The 22,211-nt window shown below is 51.9% G+C and carries 19 protein-coding genes; 11 read left to right on the plus strand and 8 right to left on the minus strand.

What is annotated here, in order from left to right:
• Positions 1-7 precede the first annotated feature (7 nt).
• From D5085_14810 to D5085_14860, 11 genes are read left to right on the plus strand one after another with little or no spacing between them, the layout of a single operon-like run.
• A complete protein-coding gene (locus D5085_14810) occupies positions 8-742 on the plus strand; it encodes an isoprenyl transferase (protein ID QEP44281.1) in 735 nt (244 codons plus the stop codon).
• Positions 735-1,526, plus strand: a complete 792-nt coding sequence (locus D5085_14815; GenBank protein ID QEP44282.1) for a phosphatidate cytidylyltransferase — start codon at positions 735-737, stop codon at positions 1,524-1,526. Before D5085_14810 ends, D5085_14815 begins: the two co-directional genes overlap by 8 nt.
• The gene (locus tag D5085_14820) at positions 1,526-2,701 is read left to right on the plus strand and encodes a 1-deoxy-D-xylulose-5-phosphate reductoisomerase (GenBank protein ID QEP44283.1); all 1,176 of its coding nucleotides are present in this window, start codon (positions 1,526-1,528) and stop codon (positions 2,699-2,701) included. The genes D5085_14815 and D5085_14820 overlap by 1 nt, the downstream gene beginning before the upstream one ends.
• Positions 2,694-4,055, plus strand: coding sequence for an RIP metalloprotease RseP (gene rseP, locus D5085_14825; protein ID QEP44284.1), 1,362 nt, complete (start codon positions 2,694-2,696; stop codon positions 4,053-4,055). The genes D5085_14820 and rseP overlap by 8 nt, the downstream gene beginning before the upstream one ends.
• On the plus strand, positions 4,046-6,355 hold the full coding sequence (gene bamA / locus D5085_14830; GenBank protein ID QEP44285.1) for an outer membrane protein assembly factor BamA: 2,310 nt from the start codon (positions 4,046-4,048) through the stop codon (positions 6,353-6,355). The genes rseP and bamA overlap by 10 nt, the downstream gene beginning before the upstream one ends.
• Positions 6,356-6,409: 54 nt before the next feature.
• Complete coding sequence (locus D5085_14835; GenBank protein QEP44286.1) at positions 6,410-6,934, plus strand: OmpH family outer membrane protein; 525 nt, start codon at positions 6,410-6,412, stop codon at positions 6,932-6,934.
• 10 nt (positions 6,935-6,944) lie between these two features.
• The gene (lpxD, locus tag D5085_14840) at positions 6,945-7,991 is read left to right on the plus strand and encodes a UDP-3-O-(3-hydroxymyristoyl)glucosamine N-acyltransferase (protein QEP44287.1); all 1,047 of its coding nucleotides are present in this window, start codon (positions 6,945-6,947) and stop codon (positions 7,989-7,991) included.
• A 5-nt stretch (positions 7,992-7,996) separates the two neighbouring features.
• Positions 7,997-8,443, plus strand: a complete 447-nt coding sequence (gene fabZ, locus D5085_14845) for a 3-hydroxyacyl-[acyl-carrier-protein] dehydratase FabZ (protein QEP44288.1) — start codon at positions 7,997-7,999, stop codon at positions 8,441-8,443.
• Positions 8,443-9,219 carry an acyl-ACP--UDP-N-acetylglucosamine O-acyltransferase gene (locus D5085_14850; GenBank protein QEP44289.1) on the plus strand — a complete coding sequence of 259 codons (777 nt, stop codon included), beginning with the start codon at positions 8,443-8,445 and terminating at the stop codon, positions 9,217-9,219. The genes fabZ and D5085_14850 overlap by 1 nt, the downstream gene beginning before the upstream one ends.
• A 28-nt stretch (positions 9,220-9,247) precedes the next feature.
• Positions 9,248-11,884: a histidinol-phosphatase gene (locus D5085_14855; protein QEP44290.1), complete on the plus strand. Its 2,637-nt coding sequence runs from the start codon at positions 9,248-9,250 to the stop codon at positions 11,882-11,884.
• Complete coding sequence (locus D5085_14860) at positions 11,872-13,038, plus strand: ATP-dependent DNA helicase RecG (protein ID QEP44291.1); 1,167 nt, start codon at positions 11,872-11,874, stop codon at positions 13,036-13,038. The genes D5085_14855 and D5085_14860 overlap by 13 nt, the downstream gene beginning before the upstream one ends.
• Before the next feature lie 2 nt (positions 13,039-13,040).
• Here the strand turns inward: D5085_14860 and D5085_14865 are convergent, their stop codons facing one another.
• The 8 genes from D5085_14865 to ubiG form a co-directional block, all read right to left on the minus strand.
• A complete protein-coding gene (locus D5085_14865; GenBank protein QEP44292.1) occupies positions 13,041-13,742 on the minus strand; it encodes an ABC transporter ATP-binding protein in 702 nt (233 codons plus the stop codon).
• Positions 13,742-14,518 (minus strand): high-affinity branched-chain amino acid ABC transporter ATP-binding protein LivG, encoded by a 777-nt coding sequence (livG, locus tag D5085_14870; protein ID QEP44293.1) that lies wholly within the window; start codon positions 14,516-14,518, stop codon positions 13,742-13,744. The genes D5085_14865 and livG overlap by 1 nt, the downstream gene beginning before the upstream one ends.
• Positions 14,515-15,750: a high-affinity branched-chain amino acid ABC transporter permease LivM gene (locus D5085_14875; GenBank protein ID QEP44294.1), complete on the minus strand. Its 1,236-nt coding sequence runs from the start codon at positions 15,748-15,750 to the stop codon at positions 14,515-14,517. The genes livG and D5085_14875 overlap by 4 nt, the downstream gene beginning before the upstream one ends.
• Before the next feature lie 3 nt (positions 15,751-15,753).
• Positions 15,754-16,680 (minus strand): high-affinity branched-chain amino acid ABC transporter permease LivH, encoded by a 927-nt coding sequence (gene livH, locus D5085_14880; GenBank protein ID QEP44295.1) that lies wholly within the window; start codon positions 16,678-16,680, stop codon positions 15,754-15,756.
• A gap of 71 nt (positions 16,681-16,751) precedes the next feature.
• Entirely contained in the window at positions 16,752-17,531 is a 780-nt protein-coding gene (locus D5085_14885) for an ABC transporter permease (protein ID QEP45180.1), read from the minus strand.
• A gap of 60 nt (positions 17,532-17,591) precedes the next feature.
• Positions 17,592-18,518, minus strand: coding sequence for an ABC transporter ATP-binding protein (locus D5085_14890; protein QEP44296.1), 927 nt, complete (start codon positions 18,516-18,518; stop codon positions 17,592-17,594).
• Positions 18,519-18,528: 10 nt separating this feature from the next.
• Positions 18,529-21,441: a peptidase M16 gene (locus D5085_14895; protein QEP44297.1), complete on the minus strand. Its 2,913-nt coding sequence runs from the start codon at positions 21,439-21,441 to the stop codon at positions 18,529-18,531.
• Between the two features lie 50 nt (positions 21,442-21,491).
• Positions 21,492-22,211: a bifunctional 2-polyprenyl-6-hydroxyphenol methylase/3-demethylubiquinol 3-O-methyltransferase UbiG gene (gene ubiG / locus D5085_14900; protein QEP44298.1), complete on the minus strand. Its 720-nt coding sequence runs from the start codon at positions 22,209-22,211 to the stop codon at positions 21,492-21,494.

The following is a 22,211-nucleotide window of genomic DNA, read 5'->3' on the forward strand; positions in this document are numbered from 1 at the left end:
CTAGGCTATGTCGTCGTCACGACCGCAACATATCGCTATCATTATGGATGGCAATGGTCGCTGGGCTAAAAAGCGGCTACTGCCCCGCTTCGCTGGCCATAAGGCGGGTGTCGAAACGGTGCGGGGGGTGGTCAAAAGCTGCATAGAGCAGCAGATCCCCGTCTTAACTCTATTCGCCTTTAGTAGCGAGAACTGGCGTCGCCCAGCAGAAGAGGTCGGTCTGTTAATGGAGCTGTTTATGAGCGCCCTAGATAGAGAGGTCACTAAGCTGCACCGTAACGGCGTTAAACTACAGATTATTGGCGACTTAGCGCGCTTTAATCCGCAGTTACGACAACGGATAGCGGCAGCGCACCAATTAACGACCCATAATGATCGACTGCAACTCAATATCGCTGCTAACTATGGCGGGCGTTGGGATATTGTGCAAGCGTGCCGCCATCTCGCCTCCGAGGTTGCGGCCGGTAGGCTCGATGCCGAAGCGATTAGCGAGTCGCTGTTAGCGCAGCAGCTCACCCTATCTGAGTTACCCGAGCCCGATCTCTTTATTCGTACCGGTGGCGAGCAGCGGGTGAGTAACTTTCTGCTATGGCAACTCGCCTATACCGAACTCTACTTTACCGATAAGTTGTGGCCCGATTTCAATGTCGCCGAATTTCAGACCGCACTCGACTCCTTCAGTCTGCGACAGCGCCGTTTTGGTCGTACCGGCGATCAAGTGACTGCTGGAGATCATGCTTAAACAGCGCCTATTGACAGCCGCTGTGCTGATGCCGCTGGCATTGTGGGCGGTGCTGGCGCTACCAGCGGCACCGTTTGCACTGCTAATCGGCATCGTGGCGCTCATCGGCTTTTGGGAGTGGAGCGCCCTGCTGACCCCCAAGAGGGGGGGACGGCGACTCTACCTGCTGCTAGCGCTGCTAGCGATGGCGGGGCTCTGGTTTTGGCCCGACCAGCAGCTGGTGCAAGATACCCTGCCGTGGCTAGGGCTATTTTGGTTTGCACTGGGGGTAAAGCTGGTGGCTCGTTATCCGGCCATTGCCACTCTCTGGCGTACCCACCTGCCGCTACGGGGCCTAGTCGGAGCGCTCATGCTGCTGCCGACCTGGTATGTACTGCTGCTGTTGCAGCAGCAAGATCCTAAACTGCTAATAGCGCTACTGCTCATCGTTTGGGCGGTCGATATCGGAGCCTACTTTAGTGGCCGCCGTTGGGGCCGCACTAAACTGGCACCAGCGATCTCCCCCGGTAAGAGCTGGGAGGGCGTCTTGGGGGGGGCGGTATTGACAGTCGTTGTTGCGACGGGGATTAAGCTCTGGCTCTCTCAGTCGTGGCTATTTCTCATGGTGGCGCTATTGACCGCCATGGTGTCGATTGTTGGCGATCTGGCCGAGAGTCTGTTTAAGCGCACGGCCGATATGAAAGATAGCGGCTCGATTCTGCCGGGCCATGGGGGGGTGTTAGATCGTATCGACAGCTTGACAACCGCCGCGCCTCTATTTTGGATTTTAATGTTTTACAACTAATGCGTCAGTTAACTATTCTCGGAGCGACCGGCTCCATCGGCCAAAGTACCCTCAGTGTGGTGCGTCAGCATCGTGAAAGGTTTGCTATTTATGGTTTAAGTGCCTATAACCGAGTCGAGCCGATGGTGGCACTCTGTCTCGAATTTGACCCTAAAATAGCGGTAATGGCCGATAGCGGTGCGGCCGAGGCGTTAGCGCAAAGGTTGCAGCAGCTAGGGTGTGAGACCCGAGTCGAGGCGGGGGAGGCGGGGTTAGCCCAGATCGCCTGCGCTGAGAGTGTCGATGATGTGATGGCGGCGATTGTCGGTGCAGCGGGGCTAAAGGCGACTTTGGCAGCTATTCGGGCCGGAAAGCGGCTGCTGCTAGCTAATAAAGAGTCGCTGGTGATGGCAGGCGAGCTCTTTATGGCGGAACTACAGCAGCACGGGGCTAAGTTGCTGCCTATCGATAGTGAGCATAATGCCATCTATCAGTCGTTACCGGCCAATTTTGGTGGTGAGCTAGCGGCGGTAGGGGTTGAGCGGGTGGTTTTAACCGCCTCGGGCGGCCCGTTTCGACAGCGTAGTGCTGCCGAGATGGTCGATATTACCCCAGAGGAGGCGATAGCTCATCCGAACTGGCGTATGGGACAGAAGATTTCGGTCGATTCGGCCACGATGATGAATAAGGGGTTAGAGGTGATAGAGGCTCACTGGCTCTTTAATGCCTCCGCCGAGCAGATTGAGGTGGTGATCCATCCGCAGAGCGTCATCCACTCCATGGTCGCCTATAGCGATGGCTCGGTATTAGCACAGTTAGGTAACCCCGATATGCGTACTCCGATTGCCCATGCATTAGGCTACCCAGAGCGAATCTGCTCAGGTGTCGCCCCGCTCGATCTGGCCAAAATCGGCCATTTTGAGTTCTACCGTCCCGATTTTGAGCGCTTTCCGGCGCTGCGACTCGCCTATGAGGCGCTGCGCGCCGGTGGTACCGCCGCGACGGTGCTCAATGCGGCGAATGAGGTCGCTGTGGCGGCCTTTTTAGAGGGGCGCATTGGCTTTACCGACATTCCTCGTCAAGTAGAGCAGGCGCTGACGGCCCATACGGTAGCGGCGGTGGAGTCGATTGAGCAGCTATTGCAACTAGATAGCGACATTCGGAGCGAAGTTTGGGGGCAGATAGCGTATGCTTGAGCTATTATCAACCGTCATTAACTTTATTCTAGTCCTAGGGTTACTGATCACCATCCATGAGTATGGCCACTTCTGGGTGGCGCGTCGTTGTGGAGTGAAGGTGTTGCGCTTTTCGGTCGGCTTTGGTCAGCCACTGTGGCGGCGGGTCGGTGCCGATGGGGTGGAGTATGTGATTGCGGCGATTCCACTCGGGGGCTATGTCAAAATGGTCGATGAGCGCGAGGCGGAGGTGGCAACCGCCGATCTCCCCTACGCCTTTAATCGCCGTCCACTGCGACAGCGGGTAGCGATTGTCGCAGCCGGCCCCATCGCTAACCTACTGCTAGCGGTGCTTAGCTACTGGTTAATGTTTATGCACGGGGTCGAAGGAACTGTGCCCGAGCTAGCCGAACCGCCACCCGATACCCCGGCATGGTATGCGGGGATTGAGGCTGGCGATCTGATTGTGGCCGTGGGGGAGGAGAGCGTGCCGACTTGGCAGGCGGCGTTAGAGAAGATCTTACCGGCAGCACTGCTGCGCGAGCCGTTGCAGCTCACCCTAGAGCGAGGGGGAGTCGGGCAGGTGGTAGAGTTGCCGCTACACCGCCTAACGACTGAGGTAAAACCGGAGCTATTTCAGACCCTGACCGGTATCGCCCCCGCACCGATGTCCCTCCCCCCCGTCATCGGTGAAGTGGTGAGTGGCTCGGCGGCAGAGAGAGCCGGTATGCGTGCTGGTGATCGTATCGAACAGATTAATCAGCTAGCGATTCATAGCTGGAGTGAGGCGGTCGAGCAGATAAAACAGCATCCAGAGCAGCCCCTAACGCTGGTGCTACGGCGTGAGGGGGAGAGCGTGGCACTAGAGGTGACACCCGAAGCGCAGCACCATCAGGGCGAGAAGATTGGCCGACTAGGGGTGAGTCTTCAGGTCGATTCGGCCGATATCGCCCGCTATCGGGCGGTGTGGCAGTATGGGGTGTTCGATGGCTTGGTCGCTGCGGTTGAGAAGAGCTGGGAGATGTCGATATTGACCCTAAAAGTGTTAGGGCGGATGGTCACCGGATCGGTCTCGGTAGAGAATCTAAGCGGTCCGATTACCATCGCTCGTTATGCGAAACACTCAGCCGATGCCGGTTTAAGTCAACTACTGGGGTTTATTGCGATTGTCAGTCTGAGTCTGGGGATTCTCAATCTACTACCGATCCCAGTGTTAGATGGGGGGCATCTGTTCTTCTATCTACTGGAGTGGTTACGCGGGGCTCCGTTATCGGAGCGTGTTGAAATGGTCGGTCAGCAGGTCGGTATCTCGCTGCTGGCGCTGTTAATGATGGTGGCGGTCTATAACGATATGGTGCGACTCGGATGGGGCTAGTTTTTCGCCTAGGGCTACTGGCCCTGCTCTGGTGCTTTACCACGGTAGCTGCCGCCTTTACCCCCTTCATGGTCGAGGATATTCGGGTCGAGGGGCTACAGCGCATTTCGGTTGGTACAGTGTTTAACTATCTCGATATTGAGCCCGATACCGAGGTGACCCCAGCTAAGATAGAACAGGCGGTTGAACGGCTCTATCAGACCGGCTTTTTTTACGATGTCGCCTTTGAACGGGATGAGAACACGCTAGTGGTCGTGCTAGATGAACGCCCCTCGATCGCCACCATTACCCTAGAGGGCAATGAGGATATCGATAGTAACCAGCTACTCGACAGCCTCAAATTGATCGGTTTTCGTGAGGGGCGTTCATTTAACCGTTCGCTACTCGATAAAGTGGTGCTGGAGCTCAAACAGCAATATATGACTCTTGGCAAATATAATAGCCAAATTAACCCGCTAGTCGAACGGCTGCCACGCAATCGGGTCGCGATTACCTTAACGATCAATGAGGGGCGCGAGGCGTCGATTAATCGCCTGAAACTATTAGGCAATAATGCTTACGATGATGAGCTGCTGTTAGGACTACTAGAGTCGGGGGAGCGGCCACTACTCGGTTTCGGTAGCAATGATCAATATTCGCGCCAGAAGCTAGCCGGTGATTTAGAGAAGATTCGCAGCTACTATATGGATCGAGGCTATATCAATTTTGCCATCGACTCGACTCAGGTGAGCATTACCCCAGAGCGGGAGGATGTCTATATCACCGTCAATTTGAGCGAAGGGGAGCCCTATCGCATCAAAGCGATCAATATTGCCGGCGACACCATTGTGCCAGAAGCGGAACTACGGCCGCTGCTACAACTTAAAGCGGGTGATCTCTTCTCTCGCAGCGCCCTCTCCGCCTCTAGCCGGCAGATTGCGGAAAAGTTAGGCGATAACGGCTACGCCTTTGCCAGCGTCAATCCGGTACCGCAGCTCGATGATGAGCAGCGCGAGGTGACACTCACCTTTTTAGTCGATCCCGGTAAGCGAGTCTATGTGCGGCGGATTAATCTCTATGGACACCACCGCACCCGCGATGAGGTATTACGACGCGAATTGCGTCAAATGGAGGCGGGCTGGATATCCACTGCCCGAGTCAAACGCTCTAAGACCCGCCTAGATAGATTAGGATTTTTTGATGAGGTGAGTGTCAATACCGCCCGAGTTCCCGGCAGGCAAGATCAGGCGGATATCGATATTCGAGTGATGGAGAAAGATGCCTTTGGCAACTTAAGTGCTGGGGTCGGTTATAGTAACGCCCAAGGGGTGTTATTAAACGCTAGCGTCACTCAAGATAACTTTCTCGGTAGCGGCAAGAGCTTTACCGTTAAGGTCGATAATAGTCAATCGAATACCGTCTATAGCTTCAGCACCACCGATCCCTACTTTACCATCGATGGTATTAGTCAGACGCTAATGCTCTCCTACCGTAAGACCGATGGCAGCGAGAGCGATATCTCCGACTACGATCTGCGTACCTGGTCACTCGGGCCGAGTTACGGTATTCCGGTGAGTGAATATAATACTTTTCGCACAGGAGTCACCTTTGAAAATACCGAATTGACGCCGAATGACTATACCCTAGAGGAGATTTTGGCGTTTTGTGACGATATCTCTAGCCGAGAACAGTGCGATTTTAAGACCTGGCGCTGGCGCAACAGCTTTGCCCATGACACCCGAAACCGTAAAATTTTCCCCAATGGTGGGGGGTTGAGTCAAATATCAACGGCACTAGCACTGCCACTCAATCAGGATACACTCCAGTTCTACACAGTCGAGCTGACGCAGCGCAACTACTTTCAAGTCTATCATGAGATTACCTTGGTAAGTCATGGTGAGATTAGTTATGCCGACTACTATGGTGATCGCAATATGCTACCGCCGTTTGAGCGGTTTCACGCCGGTGGGGTGGGAACGGTGCGCGGTTTCAGAAATAATAGTCTCGGTACCGAGGGGACTTTCGATAGCCAAGGGGACTCGTTAGGGGGCGATACCCGACTCCTGACGGGGTTAGAGCTACTCTTTCCTCCCCCTTTTGATGAGCAGTCGAACTCGATGCGACTTGGGCTATTTATCGATGGTGGTAATGTCTATGAGCGCAGTTACGGCATCGATTTAGAGAAGATGCGCTTTTCGACCGGCGTATCGCTATCGTGGTTAACGCCGGTCGGACCGCTGAAGTTCAGCTACGGAGTGCCACTACGGGATAAGAGGGGAGATGAGCTCGAATCGTTCCAGTTCTCTATCGGCATTCCCTAATAATGAATGGTGAATCTAGTCAATATAGTTTAAGTGTAACTTGGAGGGTGTGATATGAAAATGAACCAAGCTATCGGCTCGATAGCCGTGGTAGTGTGGCTAACTGTAACCGGTACCGCCTTCGGCGCAGAGCCGACTCGGGTCGCCTTTGTCAATACACCAGAGCTAGCGGAGCGCTCACCTCAGGCTAAAGAGGCGATTTTTAAGCTAGAGCAGGAGTTCTCTGGGCGCAAAAATGAGCTAGAGAAGCGCTTTAACCGCATTAAAGAGCTCGATAATCGCCTCATTCGTGACGGGGCGATTATGAGTTTAAGCGAAAAGGATAGCCTAGAGCAGGAGCTACGCCGCCTACAGCGCGACTTTAAGCGCGATAGAGACGCCTTTGAGGAGGACTTTCTACTGCGCCAAAAAGAGGAGCTAGCTAAAATGCAGCGCGAGATTGCCGCGGTGGTGATCGAAGTGGCCAAAGAGCAGGGGTTCGATCTGGTACTGGAGGCGGGCGTGGTCTATGCTAGCCCGAAGGCCGACATTACCGATAGAGTGATTCAGGCACTGCAAAAAGCCTCCCCCCAACCTTAAGCGATCCGTTGTGCCGATATTGACGCTAGCCGAGGTAGCGCAGCAGCTAGATGCAGAGCTGTTGGGGGAGGGGGCCTTGCCGGTTGACCATTTAGCGCCACTCAATAGCGCCGCCGCCGGTGCGCTCACCTTCTGCGTTAGTGCTAAATTTCGACGCCAACTGCGTCAAAATCGGGCCACTGCGGTGCTACTCACGGCGGAGCTAGCGCAAGATAACCCCAACGCCTCACTCATCGTCGTCGATCCCTACCTCAGTTATGCCCGCATTAGCCAACGCTTCTTGCCACCGATGCCGGCGGCCACCATCGACGCTTCGGCCCAGATTGCCCCCTCAGCTCGCCTAGGCGAGGGGGTGGCTATCGGTCCGAATGTGGTCATTGAGGAGGGGGTCGAACTAGGTGCTAGGTGCGTGGTGGGGGCCGGCGGTTTCATTGGCGCTAACTGCCGCCTAGGTGATAACTGCCACCTCTACCCCCGCGTCACCCTCTACCGCGACTGCAAGGTGGGGCGGGGGGCGACTATCCATAGCGGGGCGGTGATTGGCGCTGATGGCTTCGGCTTTGCCCATCATGGCACCGGCTGGACTAAAATTGCCCAGCTCGGTGGGGTGACGCTGGGTGATGAGATCGAAATCGGTGCCAACACCACCATCGATCGCGGCGCGATGGCGGATACTCTCATCGGTGATGGGGTTAAGATCGATAACCAAGTACAGATTGCCCACAATGTCACCATTGGCGATCACACCGCGATTGCCGGTTGTGTCGGAATCGCCGGTAGCGCCACCATTGGTCGCCACTGTGCGATTGGGGGGGGAGCTGGCATTTTGGGCCACCTGCAGATATGTGATGGGGTCACGATTACCGCGACCTCGCTGGTGACCGGCTCCATTCGCCAGCCCGGGGTTTACTCCTCCGGCACCCCACTACAGCCATCGGCTGAGTGGCAGAAAAATTTTGTCCGCTTTAAACAGCTTAACGCGATGGCGCAGCGACTGAACCGGTTAGAGCAGTTGCTGCCACCCTCTCCCCCCGATTCCGAACCGAACCAAGGATAACCACTATGAACCCACTCGATATTCAACAGATATTGCAATACCTACCCCACCGCTACCCCTTTTTATTAATTGATCGGGTGGTTGACTATGAACCGGGACAGTGGCTACACGCCTATAAAAATATCTCAATCAATGAGCCCTTCTTTCCGGGCCACTTTCCCGCGCGGCCGATCTTTCCGGGGGTACTTATCACCGAGGCGCTAGCACAGGCGACCGGTATTTTAGCCTTTAAAACCTCCGGTAATCGCCCCTCTGACGACTCACTCTACTTCTTTGCCGGCATCGATAACTGCCGCTTTAAGCTGCCGGTGGTACCAGGTGATCAGCTCCATCTGCATGTGACTCTACTAAAGCAGAAGCGAACCATCTGGAAATTTAGTGCCGAGGCTAAAGTAGATGAGAAGTTGGTCGCCAGTGCCGACATTATGTGTGCCGAGCAGTCGGTGGGCTAATGGCGGAGATTCACCGAACAGCAGTGATCGACCCGTCGGCTAATATCGCCGAAGGGGTACGCATTGGCCCCTATACCATTATCGGGGCTGGGGTGACACTAGGGGCTAGGTGTGATATTGGCCCCCATGTTGTCATCAGTGGTCCAACGGTGATGGGGTGTGATAATCGAGTGTTTCAGTTCGCCTCCATCGGAGCCGAACCACAAGATAAAACCTATCGCGGTGAGGCGACTAGACTGGTGATAGGGGATCGCAATACCATTCGTGAAGCGGCGACGATTAATCGGGGGACAGTGAAGGGGGGAGGGGAGACCCGCATCGGTAACGACAATCTGCTGATGGCCTATATCCATATCGCCCACGACTGTCAGATTGGTCACCATACCATCTTCTCCAATAACGCCTCGTTAGCGGGCCATGTCACGGTAGATGATCATGCCATCTTGAGCGGCTTTACACTAGTCCACCAATTTTGCGCCATTGGCGCACACGCCTTTACCGCAATGGGCAGTGCCGTTACTCGCGATGTTCCGCCCTACCTATTGGTTGCCGGCAATGTGGCCGAACCGCACGGTATTAACAGCGAAGGGTTAAAACGACGCGGTTTTAAAGGCGAGACGATAAGGGCGCTTAAACGAGCCTATAAACGCCTCTACCGCTCTGGCTTGCCGCTAAAAGAGGCCCTGACCGAACTAGAGACGATGGTGGCTGAGTGTGCAGAGATCGCACCACTAGTGCAGTTTATTCAGCAGTCACAGCGGGGGATTATTCGGTAGATCGTAACTACCTACCCCTATCCTGACCATGAGTAATGATATTCAAGCCCCTAGCATCTTTGGATATGGCTCAACTTGGATAAGAGCTGATTTTCATCTCCATACTAATGCAGATAAAGAATTTAAATATACAGACAACGAGGATGACTATTTTTCAAACTATGTAAAAGGCTTGGAAAAGGCTGACATCAGAATCGGGGTGATTACCAATCACAACAAGTTTGATGAGAGTGACTATCAAGCTCTCAGAAAGATGGCAAAGAGGAGAGATATTTGCCTGCTTCCTGGGGTCGAACTTGCTGTCGATGATGGCTCAAACGGCGTTCACACCTTAATAGTTTTTGGTGATCAATGGCTAGAAAACGGTAACGATTACATATCGCCCATCATTACCACCCTTTTCTGCGGGAAAACTGAATCAGAGTACCAGAATGAAAATGGAAGAAGCGACAAAAATATACTACATGTGGTTGAAGAGTTGGAGAAAACAGGCCGTGACTACTTCCTTATTTTTGCCCATGTAGCACAGAGAAGTGGATTGTGGCATGCAATGGGCGACTTTAAAGATAAAAGATATGAAACGGTGCGTTGCAGAACGCTTGGATTTCAGCAGGTTAGAACGGACGACAAATCAGATAGGGTTTGCAGAACCCAAATAAAAAGCTGGTTTGGCGATTGGTATCCGGCCGAAGTGGAAGGCTCTGATTGTAAATCGATAGCTGAGATCGGCAGCGGAAGATCGTGCTATCTCAAGCTAGGCGCTCTCTCATTTGATGCGGTGAAATTTGCATTGATTGACAACAAAAACCGGATCTCGCAAGAGCCTATACACCACAAACACTCACATATTCGTTCAATTCGCTTTACGGGTAACACACTTAAAGATCAAGAGCTATATTTTTCTCCCGAACTAAATACACTCATTGGAATCAGAGGCAGTGGAAAGTCCTCTGTGCTGGAAGTCATTCGCTATGCACTAGAAATTCCATTTGGCGAAAAAACGGGTGATCAGGAGTATAAGCGTAAACTTGTTGAATTTACCCTTGGCAGCGGCGGTAAAGTTGAAATCGATGCGATTGATCGCTGTGGCCGACAGTACACCATACGCAGAGTTTGGCAAGAAAACTATTCCGAGGTATTGATTGATGGAAAATTACAGCCAGGTGTGTCAATTCGAGGAACTGTATTGCGTAAACCGATCTATTTTGGACAAAAAGATCTGTCCAATACCGGCGAAGGTTTTGAAAAGGATCTGGTAGATAAGCTGCTTGGCTCAAAGCTAGATGATGTGCGACAAAACATATTTCATAAAAAACAAGCGGTTGCCGAAGCTGTCGATCGCCTACTGAACAGTAGTCATGTTCATGAGCAAATGGCAGAGCAAGAGACTATTAGACAGGACTCGGAGCATCGCCTGAACTTCTACAAAGAGCATGGCATAGAAGAAAAGCTTCAGAAACGGCTGGACTTTGATAGTGATGTTCGCATGATGAGCCGAGGAGTTCAACTGGCTGCGAATTTTGTCTCCGATCTGGAAAGTCTATTAGCTCAACACGAAGATGATCTCCGCAATTTCTGCGGTTATCAGTCAAAACATAACGATGAACTGTTTAAGAGGTTCTACCAGCAATACGACTCCTATATCTCATTGATTGACTCTGTAAAGAGATGGCTCACTAGCGAAAGAACCACAAAGCAGGCATTGCTTGACAGCCAAAGCGAGTTATCTGAAATTCGTAAAGGGATGGTAGAAGAGTTTGCTGAAATTGAACGAAAGCTGGCGGAGGAGTTAAAAGGTAACGGAAGTCAAAACATCAGTTCGGATGAGTTTTTGATGTTAAAAAAGAGATTGACCATAGCGACTCAGATGATATCTGCGTTGAAAAAACAGAGTGATCAAAATAGAAACCTTCAGCAGCGACTGTGGGTCGAATTGCAGCATTTAAACGCTCTCTGGCTACAGGAGTTCAATTTAATTAAGGACGAATTGGATAACATTGGAACAGCTAGTTCCTCTCTCTCCATCTTATCTGGTTACAAAGAGGATAAGGCCGCCTTTTTGTCTTTTATGAAGGATATATTTAAGGGGAGTGGTATTCGTGAAACTACCTATCATGGCCTTGTGGAACAGTATGTTGACTTTGTGGCTATCTACAAAGATCTAGAGAATGCCAAACAGTTATGCGGGAGTAATCCACAAAGCCTCACAGAGCTGTTTTTGAAGCACCTTAAAACGCTGCTTACTTACCAAACCCCAAATAAATTTACGATTATCTACAGAGGCAAAGAGTTGCAGCACCACTCTTTGGGACAGCGTGCTTCCGCATTAATTCTTTTTGTTCTCAGTCAGAAGGAGAACGATGTCATCATTATTGACCAACCGGAAGATGATCTCGATAACCAGACGATCTACGAAGATGTCATTAAGTTGATTCGGAAAATGAAACCTGAAGTTCAGTTTATTTTCGCTACTCACAATCCGAATATTCCTGTGCTAGGGGATGCTGAGTTAGTGCATGCCTGTTCGTTTATGGACGACAAAGAGTCTGTTTATAGCGGAAGTGTCGATAATCATGAAACTCAAAAAACAATCGTTAAGATCATGGAAGGCGGCAAAGAAGCATTTGACCGTCGTAAGGAGATTTATCAAATATGGAAATCATAGAATTACTACAGATCATCTCTCAAGGTGAGGATAGCCGAAATCAATTCAAAAAAAACTTAAATAACCCTGATTCGTTGGTTCAGGAGCTTATTGCTTTCAGTAATTCACTGGGGGGGAGGCTCTTCATCGGTGTTGATGAGAGTGCGGATAAAAAGGGTGACATTATTGGGCTCTCCTCTGAAGATATCCATCGGATTAACCAACTTCTTTCGAATGTCGCCAGTCAACATATTAAACCAGCGATTAACCCGCTGACGGAAATCGTCACAATCGATGGGAAACGAATTCTTATAATTGATGTGGCTAAGGGTATGAATAAGCCATACCAGGACAAAAATGGGACAATTTGGGTAAAAAGTGGATCTGATAAACGAAAGGCTACCTCAAGGGAGGAGCTACAACGATTGTTTCAAAGCGCCAGCCTCGTTCATGCCGATGAAGTAGTGGTTCAGAACTCAACAATCAATGATATTGATTTAGAACTATTTGATAAATTCTTTGAAAAAGAGTTTGAAGAAAAATTAGCAGCTCAGGAGCTTCCAGTAACACAGATTCTTGAAAATATGAATCTTGCCAGAAAGGGTGAATTCAATCTTGCCTGCTTTTTACTATTTGGAAAAAACAACAAATTTAAGTTGCCAACATGTCTTGTGAAATGTGTCTGTTACCCCGGTGACTGTATCGACGAAGAAAACTATATAGAAAGCCAAGACAATACTGGAACTATTCTGGATATTTACAAAGAGACAACTATTTTTCTAGCGAGAAATATAAAAAGCATCCAAGGAGATCAGGGCGTCAACTCAATTGGAGTTAAGGAGATTCCTAATATTGTTTTTGAAGAACTGGTGACGAATGCATTGATTCATAGGGACTATTTCGTTTCAGCTCCCATTCGCATATTTATCTTCTCTGATCGTATCGAAATCATTAGCCCAGGTCACTTACCAAATAATTTGACAGTTGAAAATATTAAGGCAGGAAATTCAAATATTCGAAATCCAATTCTCACTTCATTCGCAACCAAATTACTTCCTTATAGAGGGTTAGGCAATGGGATTAGACGGGCATTAAAGGCCTATCCGGACATTGATTTCATTGATGATCGTGAAGGTAATCTATTCAAATGTATTATTAAACGAGTAGCGCTATAGGGCTACCCCCCTAAATAGGCCGCTCGCACCGACTCATCGTGCAATAGCTCGTGCCCGGTGCCGCTATTAACTACCACGCCATTTTCGAGTACATAGCCGCGATCGGCAATCTTTAGCGCTCGGTGGGCATTTTGCTCTACCAAAAAGATAGTGGTTCCCTCATCACGAATCGTTCGAATAATATCGAAAATTTGGCTAATCATTATTGGTGCGAGACCTAGCGACGGCTCATCCATTAATAGCAGCTTAGGTTGTGCCATCAGCGCTCTGCCTATGGCTAGCATCTGCTGTTCTCCCCCTGACAGGGTACCGCCGCGCTGCTGCTGACGCTCTTGCAGGCGAGGGAAGAGTTGATAGATGTGCGCCATACCGTCCCGATTCTCCTCCGGTGTGCGGTGAAAACCACCCATCATCAGGTTTTCTGCCACCGTGAGGCCGGGAAAGATGCGCCTCCCCTCGGGCACGATACCGATCTCACGCCCCATAATTTGGGTGGTCGGCAGGCGGTGAATAGGCCGATTTTTGTACAGAATCTCCCCCTGACTTGGGGAGGGATCGCCACAAATCGACATCAGCAGCGTACTCTTACCGGCACCATTCGCACCTACGAGGGTGACAATCTCCCCCGCGTCAATCTCAAGACTGACCCCTTTAAGCGCTTCGATTTTACCGTAGTGGGTATGAATATTGGTTAACCGTAACACTACCCATCATCCCCTAAGTAGGCGCGAATCACCTCCGGATGTTGTTGAATCGCGGCGGGGTTACCTGCGGCAATCGGTATGCCGCGATCTAGCACCAAAATCTGTTCTGAGATAGTCATCACCAGCTTCATATCGTGTTCGATAATGAGCACCGTGACTCGATGCTCATCGCGTAGATAGCGAATGAGTTGTGTTAACTCGGCCGTTTCGCTAGGGTTAAGCCCCGCAGCCGGCTCATCGAGCAGTAGTAGCTGTGGTCGAGTCACCATACAGCGGGCGATTTCGAGTTTACGCTGCTGACCATAGGCCAAATTGCCCGCTTCACGATGGACAACGCCGCTAAGCTGCATAATGTTAAGCCACTTGAGGGCATGCTCAATCGCCTCCTGCTCTTTGCGTCGATAGTGGCGAGTCTGTAGCAGTCCCGAGAGTAGATGGGTATTGAGGTGGGTATGTTGGGCTACTAGCAGATTCTCCAGCACTGTCATCGCACTAAAGAGGCGAATATTTTGAAAAGTACGCACCAGCCCCCGACGAGCAATCACATGGCTAGGTTTAGTGGTGATCACCTCACCTTTGAATCGTATCGTACCGCAGCTAGGGCGATAGAAACCGCTAATGCAGTTAAAGGCGGTGGTTTTGCCGGCACCATTAGGGCCGATAATCGCCATAATCTGCCCCTCATTGAGCGAAAAGGTGACATCGCTAACGGCTAGTAGCCCCCCAAAACGCATCGCTAGATTGTTCACCTGTAGGAGCGGGGGCGGAGGGTTCATCGCACGGCCACCTCAATCGTTGGGCGCTTGCTAGGTAGCAGCCCCTGTGGACGCCAGACCATCATCAGCACCATGACCAGGCCGAAAAGCAGCATTCGGTACTGGTCAAACTCTCTTGCTATCTCCGGCAGGACGGTAAGCGCAATTGCCGCTAGCAGCACTCCGATTTGGGAGCCCATACCGCCTAGCACCACAATCGCCAGTACGATGGCCGACTCGATAAAGGTAAACGATTCGGGGTTAATAAATCCCTGTCTTGCCGCAAAAAAGCAGCCGGCAAAACCGGCAAACATCGCCCCAAGGGTAAAGGCGGAGAGTTTAATTGAGGTAGGATTAAGCCCTAGTGAGCGACAGGCAATCTCATCCTCCCGCAGCGCCTCCCATGCCCGACCGATCGGCATTCTTACCAGTCGATGGATGGTATAGAGGGTGATAAGTACCAAAAGGAGCGCCAGCAGATAGAGAAAGATAACCTTATACTCGCTACTATACTCAAGGCCAAAAAACTCATGAAACGGCGTATTGCCCTCACTAGCGCGGCGACTAAACTCCAGCCCAAATAGCGTCGGTTTCTCAATGCCACCGATGCCGTCGGGGCCGCCGGTGAGACTATCCCAATTATTTAACACCAGTCGGATAATCTCACCAAAGCCTAAAGTGACAATCGCCAGATAGTCGCCACGCAGCCGCAATACCGGAAAACCGAGTAGAAAGCCAAATAGCGCCGCCAGTGCGCCAGCAATCGGCAGCGCTAGCCAGAATGAGACCCCAAAGTAGAGCGAGAGGAGGGCGTAACTGTAGGCTCCGACGGCGTAGAAGGCGACATAGCCTAAATCGAGCAGGCCGGCATAACCGACCACAATATTGAGCCCTAGCCCCATCATAATATAGATCATCGCCAACGAGGCCAGATCGATATGGCCCCGAGAGGCAAATAGCGGCCAAATGAGTGCCACGGCAAGCATAAGTGAGACGACCAAGCGACGGTTAGGAGCCAGTTTCAGCGCCGGCATCCACTTTGGTAGCTGTTTGGCAAAACCGAGTGAGCGTACCAGCTCAGCACGCAGTAGTTGGGCGACAAAGACGATCACCATGGCGATGAGGACGCCACGCCCCTCCCAGTGGAGCAGAATCTGCCCCGGTTCGGTGACAATTTGGGCGCCTAAAATAGGAATAGCCAAAATAGCGGTGAGCAGTGTCGCCATCAAGGCGTGCTTGACCCTCTGTGCCATCGGTTACACCTTCTCTACATCGGGCTTACCGAGCAGACCGGTCGGTCGAAATAGCAAAATGAGCACCAGCAGACTAAAGGCGACCACATCTTTATACTCGGTGGTTAGATAGGCGGAGGTGAAGCTTTCGGTCAAACCCAACACAATCCCCCCAAGCATAGCGCCAGGAATACTGCCGATCCCCCCCAAAACGGCCGCAGTAAACGCCTTTAATCCGGCAATAAAGCCGATATAGGCATTCACCACACCGTAGTAGAGGACAACTAGCAGACCGGCGACGGCGGCAAGCGCCGCTCCAATCACAAAGGTCATAGCAATCACTCTATCGGTATCAATACCGAGCATATTGGCCATCTTTCTATCTTCCGAGACGGCACGAGAGGCGCGGCCGAGCTTAGTGCGACCGATAAATTGGGTTAAAGCCGTCATAAAGATAAGAGTGGTAGTCCAGATAACCACCTGCATATAGGAGAGATAGACCTGAAAGCTATCGCTGCCACCAAACTGCCACCCGCCGCTAATGAGGGGTTGAATCGCGATATCGCGACTCCCTTGCGCGAGCTGGACATAGTTTTGCAAAAAGATCGACATCCCGATAGCAGAGATGAGGGGCACCAAGCGGTGGCGTCCCCGCAGCGGACGATAAGCGGCCCGCTCTACCGTCCAACCATAGGCACTGGTAATCAAAATAGTAATCAGTAGCGTCACGAGCAACACAAAGGGCAGGGCCGTGATTCCCACCATCGCCAACAGGGCGATAGCAATGACTGAAATATAGGCACCAAGCATATAGATCTCGCCATGGGCGAAGTTAATCATGCCGATAATGCCATAGACCATGGTATAGCCGATAGCGATAAAGGCGTAGATGCTCCCTAGGGTTAACCCATTGATTATTTGCTGAATAAATTGCAGTAAGGTATCAGACACACTCCCCCCCAATAGCAGCTAGTTAGGTCACTGAGGGGCTATGGTAGCATGGCGGAGCGTTAACGGCGAGATCAATGACGGATACCCACACCTGTTTTAAGGAGCCACAGGCTGATGCTATAGAGGAGGACAATAAAGGCAATAATAACCAGGTAGGCGGTAGTGAGATCGATATCACTAATCCCGAGCATCCCGTAGCGCAGGGTGTTAATCATGTAGAGGATGGGGTTTAGTAGCGAGATATCGCGCCAAATCTCCGGTAACATGGCCACCGAGTAGAAGATACCACCTAAATAGGTCAAAGGCGTAAGGACAAAGGTGGGGATGAGTGTGATATCGTCAAAAGTTTTGGCATAAACGGCATTAATAAAGCCGCCGAGAGCAAATAGAATCGCGGTTAAGGTAGCGACGCTAAGAGAGACCCACAAGTTATGTAGCTGTAGATCGGTAAAGAGGGTAGCCACACCGGTGACCAGTAGGCCGATAACTAAGCCGCGAGCCACCCCCCCTGAGATATAACCGAGCAGAATCAGCGAATGGGGTACCGGCGAGATGAGCAGCTCTTCGATATAGCGACCAAACTTAGAGCTATAGAAGCTGGAGACGACATTAGAGTAGGCGTTAGTAATAATGGTCATCATAATAAGACCGGGGACGATGTAGTCCATATAGCTATGGCCATCAATCGGAGCGAGTTGATCCCCAATCATCTTGCCAAAGATCATAAAGTAGAGTGCGGTGGTAATGAGTGGCGGAATAAGTGTCTGAATCCAGATGCGGCGAAAGCGACGAATCTCCTTAGTCACAATGGTGAAGAAGGCAATTTGGTAAGTGCGCCAGCTATTAGAGATTTCGAGCTGAGGCGAGAGGGGGGTATCGGAAGTCAAGGATATTGCTCCTGTTAGGGTCGGTTAATTGCTTTTCTTTTCGACTAAATCAAGAAACAGCTCTTCTAGTCGATTAGACTTATTACGCATCGACATCACTTCAATACCGAGTTGGCTGAAGTCTTCGAATAGATGGTTCATACTCTGGCTGCGGTTAATTTCGATCTCTAGCGTGTGGTTATCGATCTGTTTGACCGGATAGCCGCAGGGGAGTTGTGGGATTTTGGAGATATCAGAGCGCAGATCAAAGATAAAGGTCTCTCTATCGAGTGTGGCGATGAGTGATTTAATCGAAGTGTGGGTCACTATCTCACCTTGATCAATGATGGCGACATTTTTGCAAAGCTGCTCCGCCTCTTCAAGGTAGTGGGTAGTGAGAATAATGGTAGTTCCCATCTGATTCACCTGTTGCAAAAAACTCCACATCGAACGGCGTAGTTCGATATCGACTCCGGCGGTCGGCTCATCCAGAATAAGCAGTTTCGGCTGGTGTATCATCGCTCTGGCTATCATTAAGCGCCGCTTCATGCCACCGGAGAGAGTGCGAGCCATATTGCGCCGCTTCTCCCATAGTCCTAAAGATTCGAGCGCCCATTGACAGCGTCGCCTCGCTTCAGCAACTTTAACGCCGTAAAAGCCGGCCTGATTGAGGACAATCTCCTCAATGGGCTCAAACTGGTTAAAGTTAAACTCTTGTGGTACCAGACCGAGAAGTCGCTTGGTGAGCATCGTTTCAGTCTGGGTGTCGTGTCCAAAGATTTTGATTTGGCCGCCACTGCGGTTAACCAACGACATAATAATGCCGATAGTGGTCGATTTACCGGCACCATTAGGGCCGAGTAGCGCAAAAAAATCGCCCGGCTCAACCTCTAGATCGATCCCTTTGAGAGCTTCAAAACCGTTACTGTAGCGTTTGTACAGTTGACGAATCTCCAGTGCGGGAATAGTCATTTCTGCTCCCTTATAGCGCGATTTTTTCTAATTCGAGGCCGCTCTGTTGCAGACGCTGGCTATCGGTAATGACGGCGGTGTGGCTATTCGATGGGGTTAGGTAGGTCGCGGCAACCCGTTTTAGATCGGCGTCACGAACCTCTAAAATTCGTTGCCGAAAGCGGTTGCGCTGCTCCGGTGTGCGGCCATGGAGCGAGGCATGAAAACTGCTACGAGCCTCTCCCGCCGGAGAGCCCGGTTTATCGATACTGCTAATCACTCCCAAAATCGCCTCCTCTAGCAGACGCCACTCGTGGTCTTTGCCCAGTAGCCACTCAATTGAGCGGTCAAAATCGCTCAAGCTCTCTGCAAGACGGGGATCGCGATAGGAGTAGAAGCGGAAGCTACCGCTATCACTATCGAAGGAGGCTCCCCCTCCATAGGCCCCTCCCTGCTCTCGAATCGCTCGATGGAGATAGTTATTACGCAAAAAGGGGGCTAGTACCGTTAGCGCGGCCGAATCGTCGTGCTCTACCGGTACGGTGGGGTAGGCTTTGGCGCAGAAGTTGACTTGGGTAGAGGTTGTCCATCCTTGGGCAACTCGCCCTGAGGGTTGCGGTAGCTGCAGATGGGAGTGGTTGCTAGGGGTAAAGGGGGTGGGCCATATAGAGTTAAGCTCAGTCACAACCTCTTGATGTAGCTCCTCTTCAGCGATTAAGAGGAGTTCTCTGGGTGCCTGTAACAGTCGCTGTTGTAGCTGTTGCAGCTCGGCGGCGAGTGACTCTAACGCCGTGCGATCATCGAGCTCTTTGTCGAGCGCTTTGAGTGCTTTAATGCCTAAAAGGCCGCTCCAGCGATGGTTTTGCGATGTGACCGGGGTGAGGGTGCTTGCCGCAGCAGCCATCGCTAGGGCGTGGCCACTACCGGTGACCCGTTGCTCTTGGGAGATCCGCTCTTGGGCAATGAGCTCCCGAATGCGCTCAAATTCGTCAAAGCGGCTCTCTAACAGTGTCTGCTGCAACAGCTCTGAAAGGGGGGAGTGGTTGCGTTTTAGCGCCTTGCCTGAGAGGGTGAAGAAGCCGCGATAGCCGTGCTGGTTGTCGATCTCTGCCCGTAGAGAGACCGATGCGCCGATACCACCCGTGACGGCCGCTTGCAGCGCTTGGGTGTCGAGATAGCTGCGGCCATGGCTGCCGAGCTCGCCTAATAGATCGGTCAAAAGTGGCAGTAGCTGTCGCTGCCGCTCACTCAGTTCTGGTAGCGGGATCACTAGCTGCTCATAGACCAGACCATTGGTGCCACGGCTAAACCAGGTGGCAGGATAGCCGCCGGCGGTGAGCCGTTGTCCGACGGGGATATCGAGTGAGGCGGGGATATCTTCTAAGCCGACTTTGGGCAGAATATCGACATCCTCCACCTCATTTTGGCGTTCAGCCAGCTTAAGTGCTTGGGTGACAATCTGCTGCCGATCACTCTCGCTGAGTTGGGCGCTAATCGCTGCTAAACGCTGCTTTTCAGCGCTCTCTAACTCGCCGCTTAACCCCTTATCGGGACGCATAACCAGACGGACTCGGTGGGGATTGTCGATCAGTTGGCGAATGAGCCCCCTCACATAGTCGGGGTCGGCAATTTTTTGCCGTAGTGAGTCGAGAATCGGATCGATATCGAGTAGAGCGACCGGATCGGCGCCGTGCATCGTGCCCCCTAAGATATTGACAATTAACTGGAGGCCGTAGGGGAGGCCATCACCGCTAATTTCGCGCTGTGAGAGCTCTAGCTGGTGTAGTACCGACTCGACCATGCCACTCTCTACCCCGTCATCGACCAACCGCTGTAGCGTATCGAGAATGAGCCTCTCAACCGCTTCGGCATGCTCCGGCTCGCTCCCCTCTAAGCCACAGGCGAAGAACATCTCTCGACTAGAGTCGGAGAGCCCGCACAGCGGTGAGGGGGCGAGGCCATAGTCGCTAGTCTCCAGTACCTGACGCAGCGGCGAGGCGCTATTATCGAGCAAGATACCGCTTAGTAGGTTAGCCTCCAGTACCTCCTCTGCCGAGGTACAGCGCCCCATTAGCCAGCCGAGAACGATATGGCTCTTTTGGCTAGTCGGCTCTTCGCTATCGAAGGCGTAGCGATCTTCAGTCTGGCGCGGGGTGCTGTAGCGCTGCTCATCGGGCACCGATTTAGGCGTACGACTCTCCTGAAACTGCTGCAAGGCGTTATCGTGAAAGCGCTGCTGTAGCTCGGCGGCAGGAATATCGCCGTAGGTCATGAAGATAGCGTTACTGGGGTGGTAGTGGGTGGCGTGAAACTGTTTTAAATCTTCCCAGCTCAGATCGGGAATATGGGCCGGATCGCCACCACTATTATGGTGATAGGTAATCGTGGGAAAGAGCTCTCGCGTTAGGCTCTGCCACAGGGCTGAGACTGGCGAGCTCATCGCCCCTTTCATTTCGTTAAAGACGACCCCTTTAAAGGTGAGCTCACTGTGAGGATCATCCATCGTCGCAAACTCAAGCCGGTGCCCCTCTTGGGCAAAGTCGAGCTGATTTAGATGGGGGAAAAAGGCAGCATCAAGGTAGATATCGAGCAGATTGAAGTAGTCTTTACGGTTGCGGCTAGCGAAGGGGTAGGCAGTCCAGTCGCTAGCGGTAAAGGCGTTCATAAAGGTATTGAGCGAGCGGCGAATCATCATAAAAAAGGGATCGCGCACGGGGTATTTACGACTACCGCACAGTGAGGTGTGCTCCAAAATATGGGCTACGCCGGTCGAGTCTTGCGGTACGGTGCGAAAGCCGACCAAAAAGGTGTTTTGATCATCTTTCGCTGCTAGATGAAAATGGCGCGCGGCGGTGGTGATATGCTGGTACTCCTCGATCTGGAGATTGAGGGAGGGGATAGCTTGGGTACGAATAGCCTTAAAGGCGGCGTGTGGGGTAGTCATAATCTCTCAGCTCAAAGTGGTGATAAAGGGTTAAAGGGGTAAGGAGGATATCAGGCGACTGGACGGCAGTAGCACAGGTAGTTGACACTGATATCACGGCCGAGACGGTAGCGTTTGGTCAACGGGTTGTAGCTCATTCCGATAAGTTCGGTCAGCTCAATTCCGGCTTGGCGGCACCAACGCTCTAGCTCGGCTGGACGGATAAAGTGCTGATAGTCGTGAGTCCCCTTCGGCAGCAGCTTGAGTAGGTACTCGGCCCCGACAATCGCAAATAGGTATGATTTAGGGTTGCGGTTAATGGTGGAGAAGACGAGGTGGCCATCGGGTTTAACCAGTTGGCGACAGGCGGCGATGACTGAGGCGGGATCGGGAACATGCTCTAACATCTCAAGGCAGGTGATGAGATCGTACTGGCCCGGCTCCTCAAGAGCGAGCGACTCTACCGTCATCTGACGATAGGTCACCGAAGTGCCCGACTCTAACTGGTGTAGCTTAGCGACCTCTAGCGGTGCTCGGCCCATATCGATACCGGTGACGATGGCCCCTCGCTGCGCCATCGACTCAGAGAGGATACCGCCGCCACAGCCGATATCGGCAACCCGTTTACCAGCGAGCCCGACTCGCTGGTCAATATAGTTCAGCCGCAACGGATTGATATCGTGCAGCGGTTTAAATTCACTATTGGGATCCCACCAGCGGGAGGCGAGTTGTTCAAATTTATCGATTTCGTTGGCATCGACATTAGCCGATGCGCGACTCTCTGCGCTCAT

Source organism: Ectothiorhodospiraceae bacterium BW-2, from assembly GCA_008375315.1.
In the GTDB taxonomy this organism is placed as follows: Bacteria; Pseudomonadota; Gammaproteobacteria; order Thiohalomonadales; family Thiohalomonadaceae; genus BW-2.